At 66.4% G+C, this 24,794-nt stretch carries 23 protein-coding genes and 1 pseudogene; 11 read left to right on the forward strand and 13 right to left on the reverse strand.

All coding sequences use genetic code 11. The features are described from left to right. Positions 1-1,013: histone H1-like repetitive region-containing protein (locus AUC68_RS11705; protein ID WP_193407092.1), on the forward strand; the 1,013-nt coding region annotated here is incomplete at its 5' end. Here AUC68_RS11705 and AUC68_RS16995 read toward each other — a convergent pair. Then, positions 1,000-1,170 carry a hypothetical protein gene (locus AUC68_RS16995; protein ID WP_193407093.1) on the reverse strand — a complete coding sequence of 57 codons (171 nt, stop codon included), beginning with the start codon at positions 1,168-1,170 and terminating at the stop codon, positions 1,000-1,002. The genes AUC68_RS11705 and AUC68_RS16995 overlap by 14 nt on opposite strands. 302 nt (positions 1,171-1,472) lie before the next feature. Between AUC68_RS16995 and AUC68_RS18760 the strand changes: the two genes are divergently transcribed. Continuing rightward, a complete protein-coding gene (locus AUC68_RS18760; RefSeq protein ID WP_083240692.1) occupies positions 1,473-1,976 on the forward strand; it encodes an SRPBCC family protein in 504 nt (167 codons plus the stop codon). 133 nt (positions 1,977-2,109) lie between these two features. Here the strand turns inward: AUC68_RS18760 and AUC68_RS11720 are convergent, their stop codons facing one another. Then, positions 2,110-2,775, reverse strand: coding sequence for a hypothetical protein (locus AUC68_RS11720; protein WP_141701246.1), 666 nt, complete (start codon positions 2,773-2,775; stop codon positions 2,110-2,112). A gap of 749 nt (positions 2,776-3,524) precedes the next feature. On the opposite strand from AUC68_RS11720, the gene AUC68_RS11725 reads away from it, so the two are divergent. From AUC68_RS11725 to AUC68_RS11740, 4 genes are all read left to right on the forward strand, one after another. Further along, on the forward strand, positions 3,525-4,649 hold the full coding sequence (locus tag AUC68_RS11725; protein ID WP_244500528.1) for a pyridoxal phosphate-dependent aminotransferase: 1,125 nt from the start codon (positions 3,525-3,527) through the stop codon (positions 4,647-4,649). A 50-nt stretch (positions 4,650-4,699) separates the two neighbouring features. Next, on the forward strand, positions 4,700-4,936 hold the full coding sequence (locus AUC68_RS11730; protein WP_083240694.1) for a TOBE domain-containing protein: 237 nt from the start codon (positions 4,700-4,702) through the stop codon (positions 4,934-4,936). Positions 4,937-5,040: 104 nt separating this feature from the next. Further along, a complete protein-coding gene (locus tag AUC68_RS11735) occupies positions 5,041-5,979 on the forward strand; it encodes an alpha/beta fold hydrolase (RefSeq protein ID WP_069437832.1) in 939 nt (312 codons plus the stop codon). Between the two features lie 64 nt (positions 5,980-6,043). After that, a complete protein-coding gene (locus AUC68_RS11740) occupies positions 6,044-6,451 on the forward strand; it encodes a VOC family protein (protein WP_069438161.1) in 408 nt (135 codons plus the stop codon). Positions 6,452-6,461: 10 nt separating this feature from the next. Here AUC68_RS11740 and AUC68_RS11745 read toward each other — a convergent pair whose 3' ends face one another. Continuing rightward, complete coding sequence (locus AUC68_RS11745; protein ID WP_069437833.1) at positions 6,462-7,049, reverse strand: hypothetical protein; 588 nt, start codon at positions 7,047-7,049, stop codon at positions 6,462-6,464. A 201-nt stretch (positions 7,050-7,250) separates the two neighbouring features. Between AUC68_RS11745 and AUC68_RS11750 the strand changes: the two genes are divergently transcribed. From AUC68_RS11750 to AUC68_RS17195, 3 genes are all read left to right on the forward strand, one after another. After that, positions 7,251-9,299, forward strand: coding sequence for an elongation factor G (locus tag AUC68_RS11750; protein WP_069437834.1), 2,049 nt, complete (start codon positions 7,251-7,253; stop codon positions 9,297-9,299). Positions 9,300-9,460: 161 nt separating this feature from the next. After that, positions 9,461-9,961: a PLP-dependent aminotransferase family protein gene (locus AUC68_RS17190; RefSeq protein WP_204377029.1), complete on the forward strand. Its 501-nt coding sequence runs from the start codon at positions 9,461-9,463 to the stop codon at positions 9,959-9,961. Further along, complete coding sequence (locus AUC68_RS17195) at positions 9,916-10,689, forward strand: pyridoxal-phosphate-dependent aminotransferase family protein (RefSeq protein ID WP_204377030.1); 774 nt, start codon at positions 9,916-9,918, stop codon at positions 10,687-10,689. The genes AUC68_RS17190 and AUC68_RS17195 overlap by 46 nt, the downstream gene beginning before the upstream one ends. A 99-nt stretch (positions 10,690-10,788) precedes the next feature. Here the strand turns inward: AUC68_RS17195 and AUC68_RS11760 are convergent, their stop codons facing one another. The 3 genes from AUC68_RS11760 to AUC68_RS11770 form a co-directional block, all read right to left on the reverse strand. Next, positions 10,789-11,193, reverse strand: coding sequence for a thermonuclease family protein (locus AUC68_RS11760; protein WP_244500511.1), 405 nt, complete (start codon positions 11,191-11,193; stop codon positions 10,789-10,791). A gap of 193 nt (positions 11,194-11,386) precedes the next feature. Continuing rightward, positions 11,387-12,193 (reverse strand): lytic murein transglycosylase, encoded by an 807-nt coding sequence (locus AUC68_RS11765; RefSeq protein ID WP_069437836.1) that lies wholly within the window; start codon positions 12,191-12,193, stop codon positions 11,387-11,389. A gap of 302 nt (positions 12,194-12,495) precedes the next feature. Continuing rightward, positions 12,496-12,879 (reverse strand): phasin family protein, encoded by a 384-nt coding sequence (locus AUC68_RS11770; protein ID WP_069437837.1) that lies wholly within the window; start codon positions 12,877-12,879, stop codon positions 12,496-12,498. A gap of 216 nt (positions 12,880-13,095) precedes the next feature. Here AUC68_RS11770 and AUC68_RS11775 point away from each other — a divergent pair, with 216 nt between their 5' ends. Then, entirely contained in the window at positions 13,096-14,838 is a 1,743-nt protein-coding gene (locus AUC68_RS11775; protein ID WP_069437838.1) for an OPT family oligopeptide transporter, read from the forward strand. Between the two features lie 24 nt (positions 14,839-14,862). On the opposite strand, the gene trxB is transcribed toward AUC68_RS11775, so the two are convergent. Both trxB and AUC68_RS11785 read right to left on the reverse strand, forming a co-directional pair. Further along, positions 14,863-15,825 (reverse strand): thioredoxin-disulfide reductase, encoded by a 963-nt coding sequence (gene trxB, locus AUC68_RS11780; protein ID WP_069437839.1) that lies wholly within the window; start codon positions 15,823-15,825, stop codon positions 14,863-14,865. 102 nt (positions 15,826-15,927) lie between these two features. Beyond that, positions 15,928-16,893: a mitochondrial fission ELM1 family protein gene (locus AUC68_RS11785; RefSeq protein WP_069437840.1), complete on the reverse strand. Its 966-nt coding sequence runs from the start codon at positions 16,891-16,893 to the stop codon at positions 15,928-15,930. Positions 16,894-17,070: 177 nt separating this feature from the next. On the opposite strand from AUC68_RS11785, the gene AUC68_RS11790 reads away from it, so the two are divergent. Continuing rightward, positions 17,071-17,580, forward strand: coding sequence for an Lrp/AsnC family transcriptional regulator (locus tag AUC68_RS11790; protein ID WP_069437841.1), 510 nt, complete (start codon positions 17,071-17,073; stop codon positions 17,578-17,580). Here AUC68_RS11790 and AUC68_RS11795 read toward each other — a convergent pair. From AUC68_RS11795 to AUC68_RS11815, 5 genes and pseudogenes are all read right to left on the reverse strand, one after another. After that, the gene (locus AUC68_RS11795; RefSeq protein ID WP_069437842.1) at positions 17,577-18,518 is read right to left on the reverse strand and encodes a TIGR03808 family TAT-translocated repetitive protein; all 942 of its coding nucleotides are present in this window, start codon (positions 18,516-18,518) and stop codon (positions 17,577-17,579) included. The two genes, AUC68_RS11790 and AUC68_RS11795, sit on opposite strands and share 4 nt — an antisense overlap. A 447-nt stretch (positions 18,519-18,965) precedes the next feature. Further along, on the reverse strand, positions 18,966-19,643 hold the full coding sequence (locus tag AUC68_RS11800; protein WP_069437843.1) for a pyroglutamyl-peptidase I: 678 nt from the start codon (positions 19,641-19,643) through the stop codon (positions 18,966-18,968). Positions 19,644-19,683: 40 nt separating this feature from the next. Continuing rightward, positions 19,684-20,723: pseudogene (gene meaB, locus AUC68_RS11805) on the reverse strand (methylmalonyl Co-A mutase-associated GTPase MeaB). Next, positions 20,724-22,874: a methylmalonyl-CoA mutase gene (gene scpA, locus AUC68_RS11810; RefSeq protein WP_069437844.1), complete on the reverse strand. Its 2,151-nt coding sequence runs from the start codon at positions 22,872-22,874 to the stop codon at positions 20,724-20,726. Next, on the reverse strand, positions 22,875-24,710 hold the full coding sequence (locus AUC68_RS11815) for a methylmalonyl-CoA mutase family protein (protein ID WP_244500512.1): 1,836 nt from the start codon (positions 24,708-24,710) through the stop codon (positions 22,875-22,877). It lies immediately after the preceding gene. Positions 24,711-24,794 lie beyond the last annotated feature (84 nt).

Raw genomic sequence — 24,794 nt, forward strand, 5'->3', positions numbered from 1 at the left:
GCAAGACGGCCGCGCGGAAGACCGCCAAGCGGAAGACCGTGGCGCGCAAGACAACGGCCCGCAAGTCGGCCGCGCGCAAGACAGCCGCGCGCAAGACAACGGCCCGCAAGTCGGCCGCCCGCAAGTCGGCGGCCCGGAAGACGGTCAAGCGCAAGACCGCGGCTAGAAAGTCGGCGCCCAAGAAGTCTGCACGAAAGGCGCCGGCTCGAAAATCGGCTGCCAAAAAGGCGGCTGCAAAGAAGAGAACCGCCAAGAAGACCGTCGCCAAGAAGAAGTCCGCTGCCCGCAAGGCTCCGGTAAAGAAGTCGGCGGCGAAAAGGACGGCTGCCAAAAAGAAGGTCGCGAAAAAAAACGACGGCGAAGAAAACGACGGCCAAGAAGGCGGCCGCCAAGAAAACGGTCGCGAAGAAAACAGTCGCCAAGAAAACAGTCGCCAAGAAAGCGGCTGTGAAAAGGGCCGCTCCGAAGAAGGCCGCCCCGAAAAAGGTCGCTGCGAAGGCCGCCGCCCCGGCGCCACGGCCCGCCGCACCGGCACCAAGGCCCGCCGCTCCGGTGAAGCCACCCATGGCACAACCGGCGCCGAGGCCCCCCGTGGCTCAGCCGGCTCCGCGGCCGCCGTTGGTGAAGCCGACGCCGTCGCAGCCCCCGTCTCCGGGTTTGGGCGGTTCCGCCCCCCGGCCGGGTGGACCTGGGAGCGCTATTCCCGGGTATACGCCGCCGCGGCCGCCAATGCCTGGAAGCACACCAGGACCGGCGCCCACGCCGATGCCCTACCGTCCGCCCTGGGAGCGGGACGACGATTAGGCCGTCTCTTCGCCAAGAGAGAACACGAAGGGCCAGCACCGGTGCTGGCCCTTCTTTTTATCGAGGGCCTTCCAAGTTATCGAAGGCCTTTCAAATCAGCGAAGGCCGTCCAAGACGCGGCCCGCGGCGCCGCCCGAAAGCGGATGAATGTCCGGTCCGCGATGGCCGAAGACGCCGTCCTTAAAGGGCGGAGGGTCAGACCCCTCTGAAAATGTTGCCGCAGGCAAGGATCACATAGGCTGCGATCGCGACCCAAAACTTGTACTCGCCGACGACCGGCAGCGGCATGAAGGTGCTGAGAACCGCAAGGATCGCCAAAACGATCGAAACGACAAAGACCAAGGTGGTCGGTGCAGATAGATTCATTGTCAAACCCTCCCTCATGTTGACGTTTAAACTGTAATCGTTTTCTGTGACTTTGCGAGCGCGGAACCGTGGCGCTAGGGTCACAGTATCGGCCGTTCGTAGGGGCTTTTCGCCAAGAATGTAGGAGACGTTGGTATGGCGCCGATGATGCGGCTCGTCCTTGGGCTTGGTGTTCTTGTTCTTATTTTGTCGGCAGTCGCGCTTGGGCTTCCGGCCTATGTCACGGCCACGCGGTCGGTGGTGATCAATGCGCCGGAATACGTGGTCTTCCCGTACGTGAACAATGTGCGGCGCTATCAGGAATGGGCGCCTTGGTCCGACAAGGACCCCAATATCAAACTGACCTATTCGGGACCGCCGGAAGGCAACGGCGCCAAGGCCGAGTGGGTCAGCGACGTGCCCGCCGTGGGCAATGGCAGCATCCAGATCATGGAGTCCAAGCCGTCGAGCAGCGTGACCCTCGCGGCGGACGCAAAGGGATCCAAGGGACCAGCTACTTCGATTTGGCGCCGTCGGGCGCGGGATCCAAGGTGACCTGGTCGTTCGGCTTCGAGACCGGCTCCAGCCCGATCAAGCGCTGGAAGGGCCTGATGCTCGATGGCTATATCGGCGAGGTTTACGAGGTGGGTCTGGCGAAGCTGAAAAAGACCGTCGAAGCAACCCGCGCGCCGACAACGCCTCAGCCCGCGCCTATGGCGCCCGCAGCGCCGGCGGAAGCCCCCGCGGGCGAGACGCCGGACGGTGGCGAGGCGCCGGACGGTGGCGAGACGGTCGTGCCGGAGCAGGCTCCCCCGGCGCAGCCGTAAGAGCGCGCCCGCCGGTGGATCGCTAGGAACACGTGCTTGGCCGAGTTTTGGGCGCGCGGGCCGGCAACGGCTCTACGAGGTCCAGAGCTTCGGCCTTTCAGCCGTCGCGCTTTCGGCCCTCAAGCTTTCGACCTTAGAGTTTGCGCTGGTTGTCCGCGGGCCGTGGCGCAGGGACGTTCTTCCGCGCCTGTTGGGTCGCCCGCAGGATCAGGCTGTCCAGCGGGCTGCACTCGAACAGTCCGGCTTCGCCTTGAGCCCCTTCCGCTTCGCCCGATGCCAGATGCGGGTCCACGACCGGGCGCCCCGTGACGCGGTAGACGCAGGTCGCGCCGTCGCTCGCGGTGAAGGTGATGCTGTCGCCAATGCCGACCGTGCCGGACCCGACATCGCCGAGCGCAACGTCACCCTCCATCGATCGGGCGATGGCGTCGCTCTGTTTCGCCGGGGCGGCGCCGGCAGGGCTGAGAGACACGGCTTGCGTCGCCGTGTCCGTCGCGTCGCGCAACGACGCGCTGAGCCCGAGGCGTCGCACCGGGGCCGAAGGCAAGCGGGACATGCGTGCCGAAACGTTCTGCCACGGCCAGTCCTGGGCGGTAGCGTGACCGGACAGGGCCTTGGTCCAGGCGCTCTGGCGCAACGACTGAGCCAACCCGCCCTCATCGACCGCCGGAAAGACGTCCCGGACCTCCGAGGCCGCCAACAACGCGGCGAACGCGGCACAAGCGCCGAGACCGGCCTTGGCCACGATGCGCCGGCGTCCTTTCGGCCGCGCACCCTGCATCGATCCCTCCAACTGCATTAGCGCTTCCTCGCGTTCCGTCGCTGAGCGACTTTCGCGCGCAAGGGCTGCGACCGCACGGACAGTGCGATCGTGCCGAGCGATCCAAGCAGTAGAACAACCAGTGCCAAGGTTTCCATTGTTCCCAAGGGTCCTGTCCCTTTCCGTCCCGTCACGTTCCCGTGGCGTCTTCGCTCCTGCGTCTCAGGTCCCGCGCCTCGCGGTCCCGATTCCCACGCAGTGTGCAACTTTACCATAGAGTCGCGCGGCCGAAAGAGGTCTTGAAGAACCTGCCGTTGTATCGAATCGGGCCCCTGTGGCCGAATTTTCAAGGACCGAACGGGGCCCAGTGCCAAAATATATCGGTAAATATCAATAAGTTGTAATATCAGGACATCCCCTCTCGCCCCGCCATCCGGGCCAAGCGGCTCGCGCCGTCCACACGCAAAAGTGGCGCGGGCGGTGCAATATTCCGGCCCACCGGCCCGCCGGCACGGCGGACGCCGGGCATGTCTATGGGGCCCGATCCGGTGCTTTTGTGCGTCTCCGCCGCCGATTTCGCCGCATGGGCCAATCGATCCGGGCAAATCCATGCTGCAATGCACTTGCGGCAAAACAGGCGCACGCATAGGGTTGCCGGGATTTCCGGATGCGCTTGCTTTATTGCAGTCCTCAGAACTTTTCAGGAGCACTTCATGGGTCTGGTCTCCCGCACGCTTGAACGGGTCAAGCCTTCGCCGACAATGGCCATCACGAGCAAGGCCCGCGAGATGAAAGCCGCGGGGTTCGACGTTATCGGTCTCGGCGCCGGCGAACCGGATTTCGACACCCCGGACAACATCAAGCGGCCGCCATCGAGGCGATCAAGCGGGGCGAGACGAAATACACCGCCGTCGACGGCATTCCCGAACTCAAGCAGGCGATCTGCGAGAAGTTCGCGCGCAGAACGGTCTCGACTACAAGCCGGCGGAAGTCACGGTCGGCAGCGGCGGCAAGCACGTGCTCTACAACGCGCTGCTGGCGACGCTCGATCCGGCGACGAGGTCGTGATTCCCGCGCCCTATTGGGTGAGCTATCCGGACATCGTGCTGCTGGCCGGGGCCGAGCCGGTCGTGGTCGACACGAAGCTCGAAGACGGCTTCAAGCTGACGCCCGCGGCGTTGGAGAAGGCGATCACGCCGAAGACCAAGTGGTTCATCTTCAACTCACCGTCCAACCCCACGGGGTCCGCGTATACGCGCGCGGAGATCAAGGCGCTCACGGACGTGCTGCTGCGCCATGAGCGCGTGTGGGTGTTGTCGGACGACATCTACGAGCATCTCGTCTATGACGGCTTCGAATTTTCCACGCCCGCGCAGGTGGAACCCAAGCTCAAGGATCGCACGCTGACGCTGAACGGCGTGTCCAAGGCCTATTCGATGACAGGCTGGCGCATCGGCTATGCGGGCGGTCCGGCCGAACTCATCAAGGCCATCGGCAAGCTGCAGTCGCAGTCGACATCGAACCCGTGTTCGATCAGCCAGTGGGCTGCCGTGGAGGCGCTGCGCGGGCCGCAGGATTTCCTGGCCGATTGGGTCAAGGCCTTCCAGGAACGGCGCGACCTCGTCGTGTCCATGCTCAACGAGGCGGACGGCATCACATGCGCGACGCCCGAGGGCGCCTTCTATGTGTATCCCTCCTGTGCCGGCACGATCGGCAAGAAGACGCCGAAGGGCGACGTCATCAACAACGACGAGGACTTCGCCACGCTGCTGTTGCAGGAAGAGGGCGTCGCCGTGGTGCATGGCGAGGCCTTCGGCCTTTCGCCGTTCTTCCGCATTTCCTATGCCACCGGTCTCGAAGCACTACGGGAGGCTTGCACGCGCATTCAGCGTTTCTGCGCAAGCCTCAGCTAAGCCACTTCGAGGTGTGTTGGAGACGAGACGACAAATTGTAGGGGGGAGCCATGTCCGAAGAACATACGATGAAGTTCTCCAAGCTCAGCACCGCGAACCAGATCGCGGGAAAGATCATGGAGATCCGAAAAGGGGCCGTGACGGCCATCGTCTACGTGCAGATCGCCGGCGACACGATGGTGGAAGTCAGCGTCACCATCGCGTCCCTGGAGACCCTGAAGCTCTACGAGGGCAAGTCGGTCACGTTGATCATCAACCCCGTCGACATCATGATCGGCTGCGAATAGCGCCGGATCCCGGTCTGTGAGCTGGACGGCCGCGGCCCGCGCGGGCGCCGTATGCGGCACGGCTATTGCATATCAGCTCTAAGCAGTACCAACACCGAAAGATCATGGACAAACACGTCTTGGACGACCCCGATACAATCGCCGACCGCTCCACGCGCGTGCTGCAGCTCGCGGACGGGCGGCGCATCGGCTATGCGGAATACGGTGCGCCCGACGGCCACCCGGTCGTCGTGCTTCACGGAACGCCGGGCTCGCGGACGTTGTTTGCGAGTACAACCGATGTTGCCCGTAAGATGGGGTTCAGAATCGTCGCGCCGGACCGCACCGGCTACGGCTTGTCCGATTACCACCGCCACGACACGCTGACCGATACCGCCTACGACATCCAGGCGCTGGCCAACGGGTTGGGGATCAACCGGTTCTTCCTCGTGGGTTTCTCGGGCGGCGGGCCCCATGCTTTGGCTGCGGCGCTTCTGATGAAGGACCGCATCCAACAGGTGGCGTTGATCTCGCCGGTCGGGCTCGTCGGCGAGGCCGAGCACGTGTCGATGACCAGCCTCCAGCATTTCATCTTCTCGTATCTCGGGCATTCCCAGATGGCGGCGCGCGCCTATTTCCACGGCGTGCGCGCGATGATCGAGTGGGTCCCCCACAGTGCGGAGCTGCTGGTGACTCAATACGCGACGGCCACGGACCGTGCCATTCTGGATCAATACGGCCTGCGCCATTCCCTCGGAGCGAGCATGCGCGAGGGCCTGAGCCGGTCCGTCGAAGGCGCGGTTCAGGACTTGCGCCTCTATTGCGGCCCGTGGGGCCTGGCGCTGGACAAGCTGCAGACGCCCGTGTCCATTTGGCAGGGAAGCGACGACACGATCGTGCCGCCGCAAGCGGCCTATCGTCTTGCGGATGTGCTGCCGAATTGCCGGCTCGAAGTGCTCGAGGGCATGGGGCACTATTGGCTCTTCGGTTCGTTCGAACGAATCCTGGACCGGATCCGGACAAAGCCGCCGCGCCGCAATCGTGCAACGCGGGCCGCCTCTTAGCCTCCCGCCGGCCTTTCGGCCAGCCCTACGAAGTTCCTCCCGTTTGTGGTCCAATGCCGTCACGATGACGGTGGCATTCACCCATTGCGCGCTTCAGGCCGCGGACCTCGATGAGTCCATCGATTTCTATGCGCGCTATTGCAGCATGGAGATCGTCAAGGAACACGGCGAGGGCGACAAGCGCGTGGTATGGCTCGCCAGCCCCGGGGCCGGGGACCGGTTCGTCCTGGTGCTGCTCGGGGGCGGCGCGGTCCGCGATCAGGCCGAAGACGATATGACCCATTACGGGTTCGGCGTCGCCACACGCGAGGAGGTGGACAGGATCGCCGCGCTCGCGAAACGGGACGGGTGCCTGCACTGGGAGCCGCGCGAATATGCTCGGCCTACGGGCTATCTCTGCGGGGTAAAGGACCCGGCCGGTTACATCGTCGAATTCTCGTACGGACAGCCGCTCGGGCCGCACGCGGCGTGAACGCGGCGCGTCAGTTCTGGCTGTAGATGCGACAGCAGCAATCCTTCAGCCCATCGGCCCGGAACTCGCAGACGAGCTTTTCCTGCGCGCTGCGGCAAACTTGCGGCGCGGCATTGGCCGCGAGCCCCCGGGTGCAGGTCTGCTTGTAGGGGATGCAGTGGCCGCCGAGGCGCTCGGTATTGGCCGGGCAGCCGCCCGCCGCTGCGCGCCGCTCGCCGCCGCTCCCTGCCGAGGGGGCGGCCGCCGGAGCCTCGTCCTTGTTGCCGCCCCAAAGCGATCCGCCGCCCCACAGTCCGCCGCCGCCCCAGGGGGCGTTTCCGGACGTGCCGTCCGATGGCGCGCTCGGCCCGCTGTCCGGGATCTTCGGCATCTTGCCACGGCGGATGGCGCCGCCTTCGCTGCGGCAGCGATAGCCTTCCGGCGTGTCGCCGCACACGATCTTCGCGCGCTGCACGTCCGTCGCGCCCGGCAACGGCCGAGCGGCAAGGTACTGGGCGGAAAAGGCCAGGGCGGAAAATGCCAAGGCGCGATCCTGTCCGATGGACAGCGGCGACAGTGCAACGACAACCAGCAGCGCGAACGCGGTGACGAGACGCATGAGAAACCCCTTGCAGCGATGGCGACACCATACTGTCTGAATTGGCAGATCAGAAGAGGCGAGGGCGCCGCGCCGCGGAGTTCTAAGACGCGGCCCTTGCCAGAGCCGGTTTCCCTTGTCACGATGGTGTCGTAAAGGCTCGCGGGAGGACGAAGGGCCGGAAAAACGGCCCACCTTGCGCGTTTGCCAAGGGAGGAAGATATGGGCCAAGCGCAGGGCCAACCAGCCCGCAGCGCTCGCTGCATCGCACTGGTTGGCCCCTATCTCAGCGGTAAGACGACACTTCTCGAAGCTATTCTGGCGCGGACCGGCGCCATCGACAGGCAGGGTACGGCGGCAGCCGGCAATACGACCGGCGATGCCTCCGAGGAAGCCCGCCATCACGGTATGAGCGTGGAGCTCAATGCCGCCACGGTCGACTATCTCGGAGACGCGTTCACATTTCTCGACTGTCCGGGCTCGATCGAGTTCCAGGCCGACGCGGCCAACGTGCTCGCGGCCTGCGACGCGGCGGTCGTCGTGTGCGAGCCGGACCCGAAGAAGGTTCCCGCGCTGCAACTGATCCTGAAGCAACTCGAGGATCGCGGCATTCCCCATTTCCTGTTCCTGAACAAGATCGACAAGGCCGAAACCCGGGTCCGCGACATCATTCCGATGTTGCAGCCGGCCTCGACCGTTCCGCTCGTGCTGCGGCAGATCCCCATCTGGGAAGGCGGCATTGTCAGCGGCTACGTCGATCTCGCCCTGGAGCGGGCCCATGTCTATCGCGAGCATGCCACGTCCGAGGTCATCGACATTCCCGATGCGCTGACCGCGCGGGAACAAGAGGCCCGGTTCTCCATGCTGGAGCAACTCGCCGATTACGACGACGAGCTGATGGAGCAGCTCCTGGAGGACGTGCCGCCGCCGCGGGACAAGGTCTTTGACGATCTGGCCCTGGACCTGCGCGAAGGGGTGATCTGTCCGGTGCTTCTGGGCTCGGCGGAGAACGGCAACGGCATTATGCGGCTTCTGAAGGCGCTCCGGCACGAGGCGCCCTTCGTGGAAGCGGCTGCCGAACGGCTCGGTGTCGCCGATGCCAAGTCCTGCGCCTTCGTGGTGAAGACGATCCATACGGCCCATGCGGGCAAGCTGTCGCTGGCACGGGTTTTCGCGGGCACGTTCGCCGACGGGGACGCCGTCTTCGGCGGGGAGGCCGAGGAGCGCATCGCCGGGACCTTCGACGTCCTGGGGCAGGAGCCCGTGAAGCGCGGGCCCGCCAAGCCCGGCGACACGGTGGCCTTCGGGCGCCTTGAAAGCGTGAAGACCGGGGATACTTTGTCGACCGAGAAGGGTGCCGTTCCGGCCATCGAGCGGGCGGTCATGCCCGAACCCGTGTTCGGTCTGGCGCTCGTCGCCAAGGAGAAGAAGGACGAGGTGAAGCTGACCACGGGGCTTGCGAAGATCGTCGAGGAGGACCCCTCGATCGCGATCGCCCACGACCAGGACATGGCGCAGATGGTCCTGTGGGGGCAGGGGGAGATGCATTTGCGCGTCGCCCTGGAGCGCCTGATCCGCAAATACGGCGCGGCCGCGGCGACCTATCCGCGGGAGGTTCCCTACAAGGAGACGATCCGGAAGCCGACGCAGGTGCGCGGGCGGCACAAGAAGCAGTCGGGCGGGCACGGCCAGTTCGGCGACGTGGTCCTCGACATCAAGCCGCAAGCCCGAGGCGGCGGTTTCACGTTTTCCGAGACCATCACCGGCGGCGTGGTGCCGAAGAACTACATCCCCTCCGTCGAGCATGGCGTCCGCGATTATCTTCACGCTGGGCCGCTGGGTTTTCCGGTGGTGGACGTGGCGGTCTGCCTGGTCGACGGGTCGTACCACTCGGTGGACAGCTCCGACATGGCGTTCCGGCAGGCCGGCCGGCTGGCGATGTCAGAGGGCCTGCCGCAGTGCCAGCCCGTGCTGCTCGAGCCCATCATGGCCGTGGAGATCGCGATTCCCTCGGAGGCGACGCCTCGGGTGAATTCGATCGTCTCGTCCCATCGCGGGCAGATCCTCGGCTTCGACGCCCGTCCGGGCTGGCCCGGCTGGGACGTGGTCCAGGCCCATATTCCGGAAGCCGAAATCCAGACCCTGATCGTGGAGCTGCGGTCGGCGACGGCGGGCGTGGGCACGTTCCAGGCCCGGCACGACCACTTGTCCGAGCTGGTGGGCAAGGCCGCCGATCAGGTTCTGTCCCACCGCAGCGACCAGGCGGCCTGATCGCGCGCGGCACGGGCGGGCACGGGGTGATTCGTTCTGGGTCGTCTGGTAGGTTTGGAGCTACCAAATTTTGGCCCTGCCCCTTGCCCCGCCCGTCCTGGCCCGCTAGACGAAGGGGCCGAATTCCAAGTCTGTTGACTGTCAGATAGAGGGTTTTTCCGATGACCGTATTTCCGCAGCTCGATATTCCAGAGACACTTGCCGCCGGCCCCGGGCCTGGCAACACCGATCCGCGCGTGCTGGAGCGCTTCGCCAAGACCGGCGTCGCCGACCACATGCAGGCGGACGTGCTGCGCGGCATGAAAGAGGCCAAGCTGATGCTGCGCGAGCTGTGGGGGACGAAGAACGTCTACACCTACGGCGTGGCCGGCACCGGCTTCTCGGGCCTCGATTGCGTGCTCAGCCTGATCCTGCCCGGCGACAAGGTCGTGGCCTTCCCGAACGGCACGTTCTCGGGCATCGACAGCCTGACCATCCGCATGAAGGCGTCCACGGCCGAGGAACTGGCCGCGGATTCGCTCAATCCGAAGCCGGCCAGCGTGACCGTCGTCGAGACGGCGCACGGGCACCGGTCACCGGCGAGATCGTCGATGCGGCGCTTGCCGAGCACAAGCCCATGTGGGCCTTCATGGCCCATTGGGAGACGGGCTCGGGCCGCGTGAACGACGTCAAGGGCTTCTCCGATGCCTGCCTGAAGCACGGCGTGATGGGCATTTGCGATGCCGTCTCGAGCCTCGGCGTCGGCGATTTCAACATCGACGACTATCCGGGCATCGTGGCCTGGGCGTCCTGTCCGCAGAAGGGCGTGCTGTCTTTGCCGCTGACCTACGCGCCGGTGAGCTTCACCGACAAGGCCATCGAGATGGTCAAGAAGCGGGGCTGCCGGACCTATGTCCACCACCCGATCCTCGACGCCCGCCATTGGGGCATCGTGGACGGTAAGGACGTGGACGCGCCCGGCTATCACCAGACCCATTCCTGCTACGCGGTCGCGGCCTTCCACGAGGCGCTCCGCATCATCCTGGGCTATGGCCGCGCCCGTAAGGCGTCGGACTACAAGTACCACGAAGCCGCGCTGCGCCAGGCCGTCGAGGCCATGGGCTGCGAGGTCACCTCGGACATGCCGAGCCTCGTGGTGCTGAACCTGCCCGGCAAGCTGGCCGGCAAGGAGAAGGAGCTGGTGCAGGGCGCCCGCGCCCAGGGCTTCGGCATCTGGCCGACCCTGTCGGAGCCGGTTCAGGTCCGCATCGGGATCCTCAACCAGCTCAGCCCCGAGCAGATCACCGAGATCGTCAGCCGCTTCGCCGACGCCATGCTGGCCATGGGTGCGGAGTTCGACAAGGCGCAGGTGATGAACCAGCTGAAGTCCTACTACGCCAAGGCCGCGTAGGACGGGATCGGGCGGGACGCGCTGCGTCCCCTGCGGTCTAAGAGGACTTGAAAGTGGCCGGTGCCCGAATGGGTGCCGGCCATTTGTTTTTGCGGGCGGCTAGTCGGTGCGCGGGTTGTTCTCGCGCCATTCGCCGGGGCGCTGGAACGTTCCGGCCCAGATGCCCTTGCCGGCGGCGCGGGCTTCGCTTTCGACGCCGGCATAGGCGAAGCCGGTCTTTCGGCCGAGATCGATCGCATAGCCTTCGCGTACCATGGTCTCGCCGATGTCGGGCACGCCCTTGGCGCGACACTGGGCGACGTTCCGGCCGTATTTGTCGGTCGCCTTTTCGACGCAAGACACGTCCCCGCTTCTGATGAGCTTGGCGAGCGCGGTCTTGGCGGCGCGGCCGCAATCCCATTCCTTGCCCTTGGCGTCGGTGCAGGTCTGATGCAGCTCCGGCGCGTCGATGGCGAAGATCCGGTACTCTTCCCCGTTACTGGCGCGCAGGGAATCGCCGTCCACGGCCACGAGCTTCGCGCTGGGCCGATCATCTCGGACTCCAGGCCGCAATAGCGATTGAGGAGCAGGACCAGAATCAGGACGATCAGCAGCGCGATGGCTTTGCCCAGTTGCTGGGCCAGCGTCTGCTTGGCCGACGTGGAGCGCCGCCGGCTGGTGGTGCTCTTGCTGCGCGATCTGGTTGGCGTGCGGGCCATCAGCCGCCGTCGATCTGGGCGCCGACGATGGCGATGGTCTGCTGGTAGACGCCGGCCGCGTTCCAGCCCTGGATCGCCCGGTAGTTGGGTTGACCGGGTTGATAGCCGGCGCCTGGGCGCCAGCCGTGACCGCGCAGGAAGTTGGCGGTGGAGGCGAGGGCGTCGGACTTGTTGTTGAGGTCGACGCGTCCGTCGCCGTTGCCGTCCACGCCATAGAGCAGCACGTTGCGCGGCAGGAACTGGGTGTGTCCCACTTCTCCATGCATGGCCCCGACTTGGCTGGGGCTCAAGGCGCCGCGGTCGACAAGCTGGAGCGCGGCGTAGAGATGCGGCGTGAAGAACTCCGGGCGGCGGCAGTCATAGGCGAGGGTGGCGACGGCCGAGAGCGTGTTCTGCCGGCCCATGTAGCGGCCAAAGCCCGTCTCCATGCCCCAAATGGCGATCAACGGGCCGGGCGGCACACCGTATCGGCGTTCGATGGCGTTGAAGAGCGCCGCGTTCGAGCTCTTGTAGCGCCGGCCTTGCGAGGCGATGGCCGAGGCGCCGCGCTTCTTCATGAACTGATCCAAGGACAGTTTGAAGCTGTGCTGACCGCGGTCGGCCTTGATGGTGCCGTAGGCGTATTGCGTCCCCATCAAGGCGTTGATGCCGCGCTTGCCGATGCCGTTGGCCGCGGCCTCTTGCGCGAAGGAGCGCTTCCACTTGTCGAAACCGGATGCGTTGTTGCCGCAGCGCGCGGCGAGCGCCGGGGCGGTGGCAAGCATAAGAAGGGCGCTCGCGAGCGCGATCAGTCGGGTATACGCCATCAGGGCCTTCCATCGTTGTCAAAGGCGCCGGGCGAGACCGTCGCGCCAAGCCGCCGTCCTTGCCTGTCTTGCACTTGCGCGTTCTTCGTCCGCGCAAGCTTGTCAAGCCGTGCTCCGTTCCCCGCGGGAGCCCTTGTAGCGTGAGGATTCCTTGCTTGGCAATCGGCCGTTGATGCTAGAGGGCGCAATTTCCATCGACACCGCCGCGCGGCCTCAGGCGCAACCACCCGGCCGCCGAGGCGGCGTCCACCGGACATGGCGCGTTCAAGGTCTTTGCCTTGGGCCCGCAAGCGCTTGACTGTCTACGGCTTCGAACGACCCGACTGCATGTTCTGCAGGGCGTCCGCCATCAACCAGGACAATTGCTGTGCCTGGATGCCGAAGGTCTGCATCTGCGTCTGCACATAACGGCTTTGAAGCGTCATGACCTGTTGCAGATCGCGGGCCTGGGCCAACTCGCTGGCCAGGGCGAAAGAGCGCTCGGCGTTTTCCTTGGCGAAGCCGACGGCGCGATCCTGAATGGCCTTGAAGTTCTTCGCTTCCGGCACGCCGGACGCGGACCAGGCATTCATCGCTTGGCTCATGAACTCCATGAATTGGCCATAGGCCACGCGCGCTTGCTCGACGTTCTTCTCGGCCAAGTCGCGCATGTCTGTCGGAAATTCGAACATTTGCTTCTTATTCATGGGGTCCCCTTCAGCCCGGGTCTATCCTTCAAAGAGTTCTGAGCCCAACTCCATAGGCACTGTAGAATACAGCATATCCGCCCACGAAAGCTATGGCATGGGCCTTAAGGAACGCTTGCCATGGGGCGGGCCCCGGCCCCGCGCTTCGAGCCTTTTCGGCGTTTTTGCCAGTTCCCGCTTGGTGAGGGGACGTGTTCGTGGCAGTTAGCTCAACACATGGCGGGGATCCACGACACCTTCACGACGGGTGCGGCGGCCAAGGCGGAGGCGGGGCCCTCGCAGCGGGAATTGACGCCGCGGGCTCTTGCCACCGGGCTGATCCTCGGCGCGCTTCTCGCCCCGTGCAACGTCTATTCAGGGCTGAAGATCGGCTGGTCGTTCAACATGTCGATCACCGCCCTTCTGCTGGCCTTCGCGTTCTGGGCGCCGGTCTCAAAGCTTTTCGGGCGGCCGTCCTGGGGCATGCTCGAGAGCAATATCAACCAAACGACGGCTTCGGCGGCGGCGGCCATCACCTCGAGCGGCCTCGTGGCGCCCATTCCGGCTCTGGCCGTGCTCACCGGCGGGAACATGCCCTGGGGCACGTTGACGGTCTGGGTCTTCTCCGTGAGTTTCCTCGGCGTCTGGATCGGCTGGTTTCTGCGGCCGCGGCTCATTGAAAAATCCGAGCTGGTGTTTCCCGCCGGCATGGCGACGGCGCAGACCATGCGGGACATGTTCGCCCACAAGGACGAGGCCATGGGCCGGGTCAAGGTGCTAATGTCGTCTCTCGTCGGCGCGGTGCTGTTCAACGTCGTCGACAAGCTCGTCTGGCATCTCCCGCGGGTCGGGCCCTCGCTGACGGCCTCGAAGCTCACCTTCGTCTTCGATCCGTCGCTACTGCTGCTCGGCTTCGGCGGGATTATCGGCTTGCGCGCCGGTCTCGGTCTTCTGGTGGGGGCCATCGTGGCGTGGGGGCTGATCGGCCCGGCCTTGATCGATCGCGGGATCGTCGCCGTCTCGTCCGGGGAGACGAACTGGTTCGAACCGCTCGTCGGCTGGCTCCTCTGGCCCGGCGTCACCCTGATGGTGGCGGCGAGCCTCACGAGCTTCGGCGCCTCGCTGATCGAGTCGACGAAGCCGCATCCGCACCGGCCCGCCCACGCCCACGCGCCCGAGAGCGGGTGGCTGCAATTCGCGGGGTTCGTGGCCGCCGCCGCGCTCGCCATCGTGCTCCAGATCGTCCTGTTCGACGTGCATTGGACCATGGCGCTTGCGTCCATTCCGGTGGCGTTCGCGCTGGCCACGGTGGCGGCGCGGGTGGTGGGCGAGACCTCGGTGGCGCCCATCGGCGCCATCGGCAAGGTCTCTCAACTGACCTTCGGCGTGATGGCGCCGGGCCAGCCCGTCACCAATCTCATGACCGCGAATGTCGCCGGCGGCGCGGCGGGTCAATCGGCGGACCTCCTCAACGATTTCCGCGCGGGCTACGAGGTCGGCGCCCATCCCACCCGTCAGGTCGTCGCCCAGTGCGCCGGGATCGTGGTCGGCAGCCTTGTCAGCAGTCTCGTCTATCTGATGTTGATTCCCGATCCCGCCACGCAGCTCTTCACGCCGGAGTGGCCGGCGCCCGCCGTCGCCGTTTGGAAGGCCGTGGCCGAAGCGCTCAGCGACGGCCTCGGCGGCATCGCGCCGTCGGCGCTCGCTGCGATGGGCGTCGGCGCGGTGCTCGGCGTGGGTCTGGCGCTGGTGGAACGCCAGCTCGACCCGAAGCACCTCCTGATCGTGCCGAGCGGGGCGACGCTCGGCCTTGCTTTCGTGATCCCCGCCAGCACGTCGTTGATGCTGTTCGCCGGCGCGGCCCTGGCGGCGCTGGCGCACAGATTCGCGCCTAATTGGTCCGCGCGGTTCCTGCTCAGCGTGGCCGCGGGGCTGGTGGCGGGCGAAAGCCTGTTCGGGGTGGCGTCGGTCTGGTTCTGAGGCTGCTCGTTCGCGGGGAGCCCGCTACTCGGCCGCTTCGGCGTGGGTTTCCGCCGCCGCCAGGTAACGCTCCACGTCGAGCGCGGCCATGCAGCCCATGCCGGCGGCGGTGACCGCCTGGCGGTAGACGTCGTCGGAGACGTCGCCGGCCGCAAACACGCCATCGACGCTCGTCGCCGTCGATCCGGGCACCGTCTTGATGTAGCCGCCGGGCTTCAGCTCCAACTGACCCTTGAACAGCTCCGTCTGGGGCGAGTGGCCGATGGCGATGAAGATGCCGTCGATGTCCATGGTGGTCTCTTCGCCGGTCTTGGTATTGGCGAGCTTCGCCTGGGTCACGCCGAGCGGGTCCTCGTCGCCGATCACCTCGACGAGGTTGTGATCCCAGAGGACCTCGATCTTCGGGTTCTTGAACAGGCGCTCCTGCAAGATCTTCTCGGCGCGCAGTTCGTCGCGGCGATGGACCAGCGTCACCTTGTCCGCGAGGTTCGCCAGGTACAGCGCTTCCTCGACGGCTGTATTGCCGCCGCCCACCACGATGACGTTCTTGCCGCGATAGAAGAACCCGTCGCAGGTGGCGCAGGCGGACACGCCGAAGCCCTGGAACTTGTCTTCGGTCGGCAGGCCCAGCCAGCGGGCCTTCGCGCCCGTGGCGATGATGAGCGCGTCCGCCGTGTACTCGTCGCCGCTATCGCCCTTCAGCCGGAACGGGCGCTGCGACAGGTCCGCCTCGACGATGGTGTCGGCGACCATGTCCGTGCCCACATGCTCGGCCTGGGCGCGCATCTGCTCCATCAGCCAGGGACCCTGGATCACCTCGGCGAAACCCGGATAGTTCTCGACATCGGTGGTGATGGTCATCTGCCCGCCGGGCTGGATGCCTTCGATCAGGAGCGGTTTCAGCATCGCGCGGGCGGCGTAGATGGCGGCGGTGTAGCCGGCCGGACCGGCGCCGATGATGATCACCTTTTCGTGGCGGGAACCCATGGGCTTTGCCTTTCGGATGGGACGTGTCGGGCACTTCTGCGTTGGATGCGAGAGGTAAGCAGTTGCGCGCGTCCGCGCAACCCATCGCGTTTCGCACCGCATTTATCCCCTCGATTCAAGTCCCAGCGCCTTGCGGATCGGGGCGGCGACGGCCTCGGTGTCGTTGACCGGTGCATAGTCGAAGGGCTCGATCCGTCCTTCGAAGGGCCGTGTGGCGCCGCGTTCGCGCATCAAGGCGTGGAACCGGGCAAGGCGCGTGGACCGGCCCGGCAGGGCCTGAACGTAGACCGGCTTTCCGGTGCCCGTGGCCTCGGTGACCATGTTGACCGAATCCTCGGTGACGACGATGGCATCCGCGAGCGACAGGAATGCGAAATAGGGGTTTTCGCCGGTTCCGTCCCAGACCATATGCGGCACGTCTTTCACGGCTTCGGCCACGGCCTTCAGCGTCTCCGGGCCCGTGCGGCGCGACGGGGTGATCAGAAGCGAGCCCCCGCACCCGCGGGCGAGGTTCGCGAGCGTCTCGCCGAAGCGCGCGCCGACCTCTGGCGGAAAGCTGAAGGCGCGGCTGTTCCCGCCCAGCAGCACCGCGATCCGGGGGTGGGGCAGGCCGGCGATCCGGGGGGCGAAGCGCGCCCCGGCCTCGGTCAGGCGGTCGGCGGTCACGCTGTGGACGGCGCCGAAGGTGCTGATGACGTTCGGGGCGGTGAAATCGTCGTGCACGGGCGCGGCAATCAGGTCGAACAGGCGGGCCGGGACCTTCGGGTCCTGGATATGCAGCCCGTAGGCGCCGCCCAGCCGTTTGATGGCGAGGGCAAGCGGGACGCTGCGGCGCCCGATGGAGATGACGAGACGGGGCCAGGGCGGGGCGAGCGGGGAACTCGACTCCGAGGCCGCGATGCGCCCTTTTGCCGGCACAAGATGTTGAAAGCGGGTGGGAATCAGCCGGATCGGCCCGGCGGGCCTGACGCGTTTCAGGATGTAGGGCAGGCCTACCGCCTCGGCCACGGCGATGCCTTGCGCCTCCATGCCCACCGCGCCGTCGGTGACGATCCAGGTTTCCGGCATGGTTTCCTTTAAATCCCGCTCAAGAAAATTTCCAGAATGGAAAATGCTCAATTTGTTTCCGATTCTGTTGTGTTGGCGGCACAAATATGTGCAAAACTTCCCCGCCGAACGTCAGTGCCTTGCCATCGCGCCTTCTACCGCGATGGGCCCGCTACCGTCCAGGGAGGATGGGGCCCAATGCGTGCCACCCGACTTGATTCCACGGATTGGCTCATTTTGCGTGAGCTCCAAGCCGATGGGCGGATTACCAATATTGAATTGGCGCGCAAGGTCGGCATTTCGGCCCCGCCCTGCCTGCGCCGCGTCCGCGCGCTCGAGGAGGCCGGGATCGTCCGGGGCTTCACGGTCCTGCTCGACGACCGGGCGCTTGGCTTCGACGTGTCCGCGTTCGCCATGATCAAGCTGCACAGCCAGGCGGAGCCGGATCTGACCGCCTTCGAGGACTGGGTCGCCGACAGTCCCGTGGTTCGCGACTGTCATATGCTCTCGGGCGAGATCGACTTCCTGCTGCGCTGCATCGCGCCGGACCTCGGCACCTTCCAGGACTTCATCATCCACGACCTCACCGCCGCCCCCCATGTGGAAAGCGTCAAGACCTCGCTCGTGATCCGGACCTCGAAGCAGGCGCCGGGCGTGCCGACGGAACTGGTGTCGGACCACGCGGAGCCGGTGCGGCGCGCGGACTAGCGCACCACGTTGGCGTAGACCGCGAGGTTGCGGTAGGACTCCGCGCTTTCCAGGCCGAGATCGGGGCCGATGGGCGTCGGCCCTTTCATCGCGCGGATCGCCCCGTCCTGGGCCCCGTCGATGAGATTGTCGGTGATGAGCGCCGTGCCGGCGCCGGCATTCGCGGCCACGCCGATGCCGATATGGCTCTTGCGGATCACGTTGCCGGTCACGGCCACGTCGCGCAGGTATGCGCCCCAGCCGACGATGATGCCGTAGGCGGGCGCCCCTTCCACCACGTTGCCCGAGACCGTGGTGTCCGCTTCCACGGCGATGCCGTTGCCGCGCACTTCGCCGGTTTTGCGGAAGAAGATGTTGCGGATGATGTTGCCTTGGACCACGGCGAGGCGTCCGCCCTCGTTGAAATTGGTGACGGAGATGCCGGTCGCGGCGGTGTCCACGATGTTGTTGGCGATGACCGCGCCTTCGAAGCCGAACTCGGCGTAGAGCGCGACCTCCCCGAGACGGGAGCACGAATTGGCGATCATCTGGCAGTTCGAGCCCGCATTGCTGCGGATGGCCGAGTACGCGCAGTCGGCGATGCGGTTCTGCGTCACCAGCACGGAGCCGGCGCGGAACACGTTCACGCCGTTCCCGTTCTGGCCGCTGCCGCCGCTCCGCGCGGCGATCCGTTCGATGCGGTTGCCGCTCACGAGCGTGCCGTCTTCGCCCATGTCCGAGCGCCAGACGAGGATGCCGTTGTCGCCGCAATCGTGAAGGTGATTGCCGGTGATCTCGAGGCCGCTTGCGTCTTCGCTGAACAGGGCCGCCCGCGCGATATTGCCGAAGGTGCAGTTGGCGATGCGGCCCGCGCATTTGCGCAAGTTCACGCCACCGCCGCCGCTGTTGACGAAGCGGCAGTCCGACACGTCGAGGCTTGAGGCCTCGGTCGCGGTCATCAGGCGCCGTCCTCGCCGAGCGGGATGCCGCCGCCGTCGAGAACGAGGCCGGAGAGGCGCACATTGTCCGCGCCCGGGACGTCGAGCATCGGTTCGCCGCCCGGCTCAGGATCGTGCGGCCCGGGGCGCCGTGCACGTGCGTGCCGGACTTCAGTGTCAGCGTATCGGTCTTGTAGGTGCCGGCGGGCAGGAAGAGCGGCACACCCGTTCTGGCCGCGTCGTCGAGGGCTTCTTGCAGCGTTGCGGTCTGCGCGATCGCCCCGCCGGCAGGAACGATGCCGCGGTCGTTGGAGACGCTTGCCTCTCGTGCCAGCGCCGCGTGCGGGGCCCACGTGCCGAGGCCGGCGCCAAGTCCTGTGCCGAGTCCTGTTCCAAGTCCTGCCAGCAGCGCGTCGCGGCGGCCGATTTGCGTGGCGCCACGGGCGCGCGGGTCTTTCGGTGCGCGCGTCATGAGGACTCCACCGCCGGGCCATCGATGTCGGTGGAGAGCTTGCTTTGCAACTGTATCGCGTGAAGCGCCTCGCGCAGGATCGCTTCTGCGGCCAACAACAAGGTCCGTCTGCTGAGGAGATGCGTTTGCGGCACGTGGACGAAGAGCGCGTCCGCGCCGTTCTGCTCGGCCCAATGGAGCGAGCGATAATAGAGGTCGTTGCAGAGATAGCGCCCGCACGACTGGGAGGTTCGGGCCGGGACCTGTTCGTCCTGCAGCCGGGCGGCGAGCGCATCGACGGGCAGGTAGGTTTCCAGCGTGCCGTCGCATCCGGAAATCACGTCGTGGCGTCCCGGATGCGCGCCGCAGGCATCGGGGCGGTGATCGACCTCGTTGTGGGCCCTGCACTCCAAATGAATCTCCGTCGCCTCGAGCTGGACGCCGAAATGGATCATGAGGCGCGGGCGGATGGACTGATGAAAATAGGCCGCGCGGCTCGCCACGGCGCCCCACTCGGTCGGAAACACGGCGCGATAAAGCGTGCAGTCGTCGGGGGTCGCGGCGGATGCCACCGTTTCGGCCAGCCAGCCGGACGGGTTCTCGGCGACGCCGGGGAAGGGGCCAAACCCCGTGAGCAGACGCGCGGCCTTGCCAACACTTTTGCCATGCCTCTGGCTTAGCTCCGCCGCGGCCAAGAGGGAAGGGGGTATCGCCCGCGTGGTTGACGGCGAAAGGCTACTCGGCGTCTTTCAGCCCGACCAGTTCGGCGAGCGCGTCGGCGCGCGCTTCGGCGGGGCTGAGCCGCCCCTCGCGCACCTGGTCCTCGATGTCCTGGTAGCCGCGCGCGGCCTTGCGTCCGCCCTTGAAGGCCGCGAGCAGGCGCTGCTCGAAAATCTCGCGCATCCAGGTTGCCGCCTGCTCGGCGCGGCGTTCGTCGAGGACGCCCGCCTCTTCGAGCTGCGCCGGCATTCGCCGATCTTCTGCCACAGCGTATCGAGGCCCGTATTGTCGCGCGCCGACATGGTGAGCACGGCGGGCTGCCAGGCGGCGTTGCCGGAGGCGAGAATGTGCAGGGCCGCGCGATATTCCGTGGCCGCGCGGTTGGCGCGTTCCACATTGTCGCTGTCGGCCTTGTTCACGGCGATGATGTCGGCGAGCTCGAGGAGGCCGCGCTTGATGCCTTGCAGCTCGTCGCCCGCGCCGGGGATGGCCACGACCACGAACACGTCGACCATGTTGGACACGGCGGTCTCCGATTGGCCGACGCCGACCGTCTCCACCAGCACCACGTCGTACCCGGCCGCCTCGGCGATGGCGATGGTCTCGCGCGTGGTCTTGGTGACGCCGCCGAGGCTGGAGCCCGCCGGCGAAGGCCGGATGAAGGCATTGGCTTCAGATGCGAGCCGGCCCATGCGCGTCTTGTCGCCCAGAATGGAGCCGCCCGTGCGGGACGAGGTCGGGTCGACCGCCAGCACAGCCACCTTGTGGCCCGCCGCGATCAGATTGAGCCCGAACTGATCGATCAGCGTGGATTTTCCGGCCGCCGGCACGCCGCTAATGCCGATCCGGATCGCCTTGCCGGTGTCGGGGAGAAGCATCTTCAGCAGCGCGCGCGCCCGGGCCTGGTCCTCGGGCCGCGTGCTCTCGATCAGGGTGATGGCGCGCCCCAGCGCCACCCGGTCGCCCTTGCGGACGCCGGCGGCGATTTCGTCAAGGCCCGGCTGGGGTCTTTGCGCAACCCCGGCGCCCAGGCCGCTCGAACGTGCCGCACTCATCTATTCGGCGGCGGCTTTGGCGGACACGCCGAGCTTGCCGAGAATATCCATGGCGGCATTGGCGATGGGTGTGCCCGGACCGAAGATGGCCTTGGCGCCGGCCTCGAAGAGCTCGGGATAGTCTTGCGGCGGGATCACGCCGCCCACGACGATCATGATGTCGCCGCGCCCCTGATCCTCCAGCGCCTGGCGCAGGGCCGGCACCAGCGTCAGGTGTCCGGCCGTGAGCGAGGACACGCCAAGGATGTGCACGTCGTTCTCGATGGCCTGGCGCGCGGCCTCTTCGGGCGTCTGGAACAGGGGGCCGACATCGACGTCGAAGCCGAGATCGGCGAAGGCCGACGAGATCACCTTCTGGCCGCGGTCGTGGCCGTCCTGGCCCATCTTGGCGACGAGGATGCGCGGCCGTCTGCCGTGCTCCGCCTCGAAGGCGTCGATCATTTCCGCGACGCGGGCCATGTTGCCGTCCTTCTTCATCTCGGACTTGTAGACGCCGGTGATGGTGGAGACGTTGGCGCGGTGCCGACCGTACACCTTCTCCATGGCGTAGGAAATCTCTCCGACCGTCGCCATCACGCGCGCGGCGGCCACGGCGCCTTCGAGGAGGTTGCCCTTGCCGGTCTCGGCGTAGTGCGTGAGCGCATCGAGAGCCTCCGTGACGGCGGCCTCGTCGCGTTCGCCCCGCAGGCGTTCCAGTTTCGCAAGCTGCTGTTCGCGCACCGCGCGGTTGTCGACCTTCAGGATGGCGATGTCGGCATCCGTATCGGACTTGTACTTGTTCACGCCGACGATCGTCTGCCGGCCGGAATCGATGCGCCCTTGGGTGGCCGTGGCCGCCTGCTCGATCATGCGCTTCGGAATCCCGGCTTCGATGGCCTTGGCCATGCCGCCGAACTCCTCGACCTCTTTGATGTGCTCCAGGGCCTTGGCGGCGAGATCGTGCGTCAGGCGTTCCACGTAGTAACTGCCGCTCCACGGATCGATGATGCGGGTGGTGCCGCTTTCCTTCTGCAGCATGAGCTGGGTGTTGCGCGCGATGCGCGCGGAAAAGTCCGTTGGCAGAGCAAGTGCCTCGTCCAGGCCGTTGGTGTGCAGCGATTGGGTATGGCCTTGGGTGGCGGCCATGGCCTCCACGCAGGTGCGGATCACGTTGTTGTAGACGTCCTGGGCCGACAAGCTCCAGCCGCTGGTCTGGCAATGGGTGCGCAGCGCCAGCGACTTGGCGTTCTTCGGCGCGAACTCTTCTTGCATGAGCTTCGCCCAGAGGATGCGGCCCGCGCGCATCTTGGCGATCTCCATGTAGTAGTTCATGCCGATCGCCCAGAAGAAGGACAGGCGCGGCGCGAACGTATCCACGTCGAGCCCCGAGGCGATCGCCGCGCGCACATATTCGATGCCGTCGGCGAGCGTGTAGCCGAGCTCCAGATCCGCCGTCGCGCCGGCTTCCTGCATGTGGTAGCCGGAGATCGAGATCGAGTTGAAGCGCGGCATCTCCTTCGAGGTGTAGCCGATGATGTCGGCGACGATGCGCATCGAGGGTTCGGGCGGATAGATATAGGTGTTCCGCACCATGAACTCTTTGAGGATGTCGTTCTGGATCGTGCCCGACAACTGGTCGTGGCCGACGCCTTGCTCTTCGCCCGCCACGATGAACAGCGCCAGCACCGGCAGCACCGCGCCATTCATGGTCATGGACACGGACACCTGGTCGAGCGGAATACCGTCGAACAACACGCGCATGTCGTAGATGGAGTCGATGGCGACGCCCGCCATGCCCACATCGCCCGTCACGCGCGGGTGGTCGGAGTCGTAACCCCGGTGCGTGGCGAGATCGAAGGCGATGGACACGCCCTGCTGACCGGCCGCGAGATTACGCCGGTAGAAGGCGTTGGAATCCTCGGCGGTCGAGAAGCCGGAATATTGGCGCACGGTCCAGGGCCGCTGCACGTACATGGTCGGGTAGGGACCGCGCAGATAGGGCGGCAGGCCGGGCAGCCCGTCGAGGAAGTCGAGGCCCTCGCGGTCCTCCGGTCCGTAGACCGGCTTCACGGCGATGCCTTCGGGCGTCTCCCATGCGTCCGCCGCGGGTCCGAGCGCGGGCTCCCGCGGCTCGCGGTAGTCGATGTCGGTAAATTTCGGAATGCCTGTCACTTAAGCCCCCAAATGCTCGTAGGCGCCGGTCAATGTCTCCAGCGCGTTGCCGCCCGCCGCGACGAAGCTCTCGACGCCCGCTTCATCGAGCGCGTTCTTGAGTTCGCCCGGCTTGCCGGCCAGATAGACATGGGCCGCGCCCGCTTCCTTGAGCGCGCGCGCGGCCGCTGGCCCAACGGCGGCGTAGACGGTGTCCGAGGAACACAGGCACGCGAGCGAAGCGCCCGACGCGCGAAAACCGTCCAGCACCTCGGTCAGGGTCTGGGCGCTGCTCGCCGCAATCGCCTCAATGCCGCCCGCCTCGAACAGGCTCTTGGCGAAGGCCGCGCGGGTGTTGAAATCGGCGGGGCGCCCAAGACAGGCGAGGAAGATCTTCGGCCGCGCGCCGCTCTTCGCGAGCACCGCGTCGCTGCGGTCGCGCAAGGCTTCGAACGGCGCGCCGAGCCGCATGGGCGCGAGCGGCGTCACGGTTTGCGTTCCGCGCTCAACGGTCGCGGGCGCTACGTCCATCACGGCGAGATCGTCCTCCCCGAGATCGGGAAAATCCGATGTGCCGATCAGCGATTCCTTCCGCCGCGCCATGGCCGTCTCGCGGACGGCGCGGGATGCGGTCACGGCACTTTGGATGAGACCGACTTCGAGGGCCTTCCCGGCCCCGCCGACGGCCTCGATGCCCTGGAACAGTGCCCAGGCGGCCGCGCAGAGATCGTTGGTGAGGCTTTCCAGCGCGCCGGACCCGGCCGACGGGTCGGCCACGCGATAGAGATTGGATTCCTCCAGCAGCACCGTCTGGGTGTTCCGGGCCACGCGGCGCGCAAACGCCTCGGGAAGGCCGAGCGCAGCGGTGTAGGGCAGAACCGTGATGGCGTTGGCGCCGCCCACGGCGGCGGCGAGCGTGGCGATGGTCCCGCGCACGATGTTTCCTTGGGCATGGCGCTTGGTCATCATGCGCCAGGCGGTTTCGCCGGCAACGAAGGCCGGCTCCGGGGTCAAGCCGCAGGCTTCTTCCACGCGCGACCAGAGCTTGCGTAAGCTACGGAACTTGGCGGTGGTCAGGAACTGGTCCTGATCGGCGGCGAGGCGGAAGAAGATCATCCTGCGCGCGTCGTCCAGGGCGATGCCCGCCGCCTCGAAGGCGCGCAGATAGGCCACCGCGGCGGCGAGGGCGAAGGCCAGTTCCTGGGCCTCGGTGCCGCCCGCATCGTGCACGGGGCGGCCGTCGGCGGCGGCGAAGGGGCCTTCGAAGCCATGCGCGGACAGGTCCTTGGCGAGCCCGGCGACATCGTCCGGGGTTGCGTCGCTCCAGCCATAGGCGGCCAGCGTGCCGATGGGATCGAAGCCGAACCGGATCTTGGTGTGGTTCGCGGCGATGCCGCGCGCTGCGACGAGGTCGGCGACCATGGCGGCGACGGCTCTTTGCGTTGGGGCCGAGCTGGAGTTCGACCGGCACGCCCCATTCCAGGTGGACGCCTTCGAGTGCGGCCTTGAGCGCGCCGGCGTCGGCCGGGAGCGCATAGCCGCGGTCGCCACGGCGCCTTGGAAGAGAAGCGCGATGCCCGAGGCGCCGCTGTTCAGATCGTCGAGAATCTGGCCGTTGGCCAGCCCGGCATCGGCGATTTCGATGCGCTGGGTGATCTCCCAAGGGGTTCCCGGATCGCGCCCGGGGATGACCGCGCCGCTTTCGGCCGGCGGATAGAGCGGCTCGATGGCCGCGCCATCGTAGGTCTTTGATTCCAGTACGGAAAACGGGACGCCTTTGAGCGCCTTTTCGACCAGCGCCTTCCATGCGGCATCTTCGGCCTTGGGGAAGGCGGATACGAGTGACAGATCTGACATGCGTGTAAGCCTAGATTGGTTCTGGATTTTCTCCTAGCACGAAGCCCGCGCGGCAAGAAACCCAAGGTGGGTGGGGCCGATGGC

This window comes from Methyloceanibacter methanicus (assembly GCF_001723285.1).
Classification (GTDB): domain Bacteria; phylum Pseudomonadota; class Alphaproteobacteria; order Rhizobiales; family Methyloligellaceae; genus Methyloceanibacter; species Methyloceanibacter methanicus.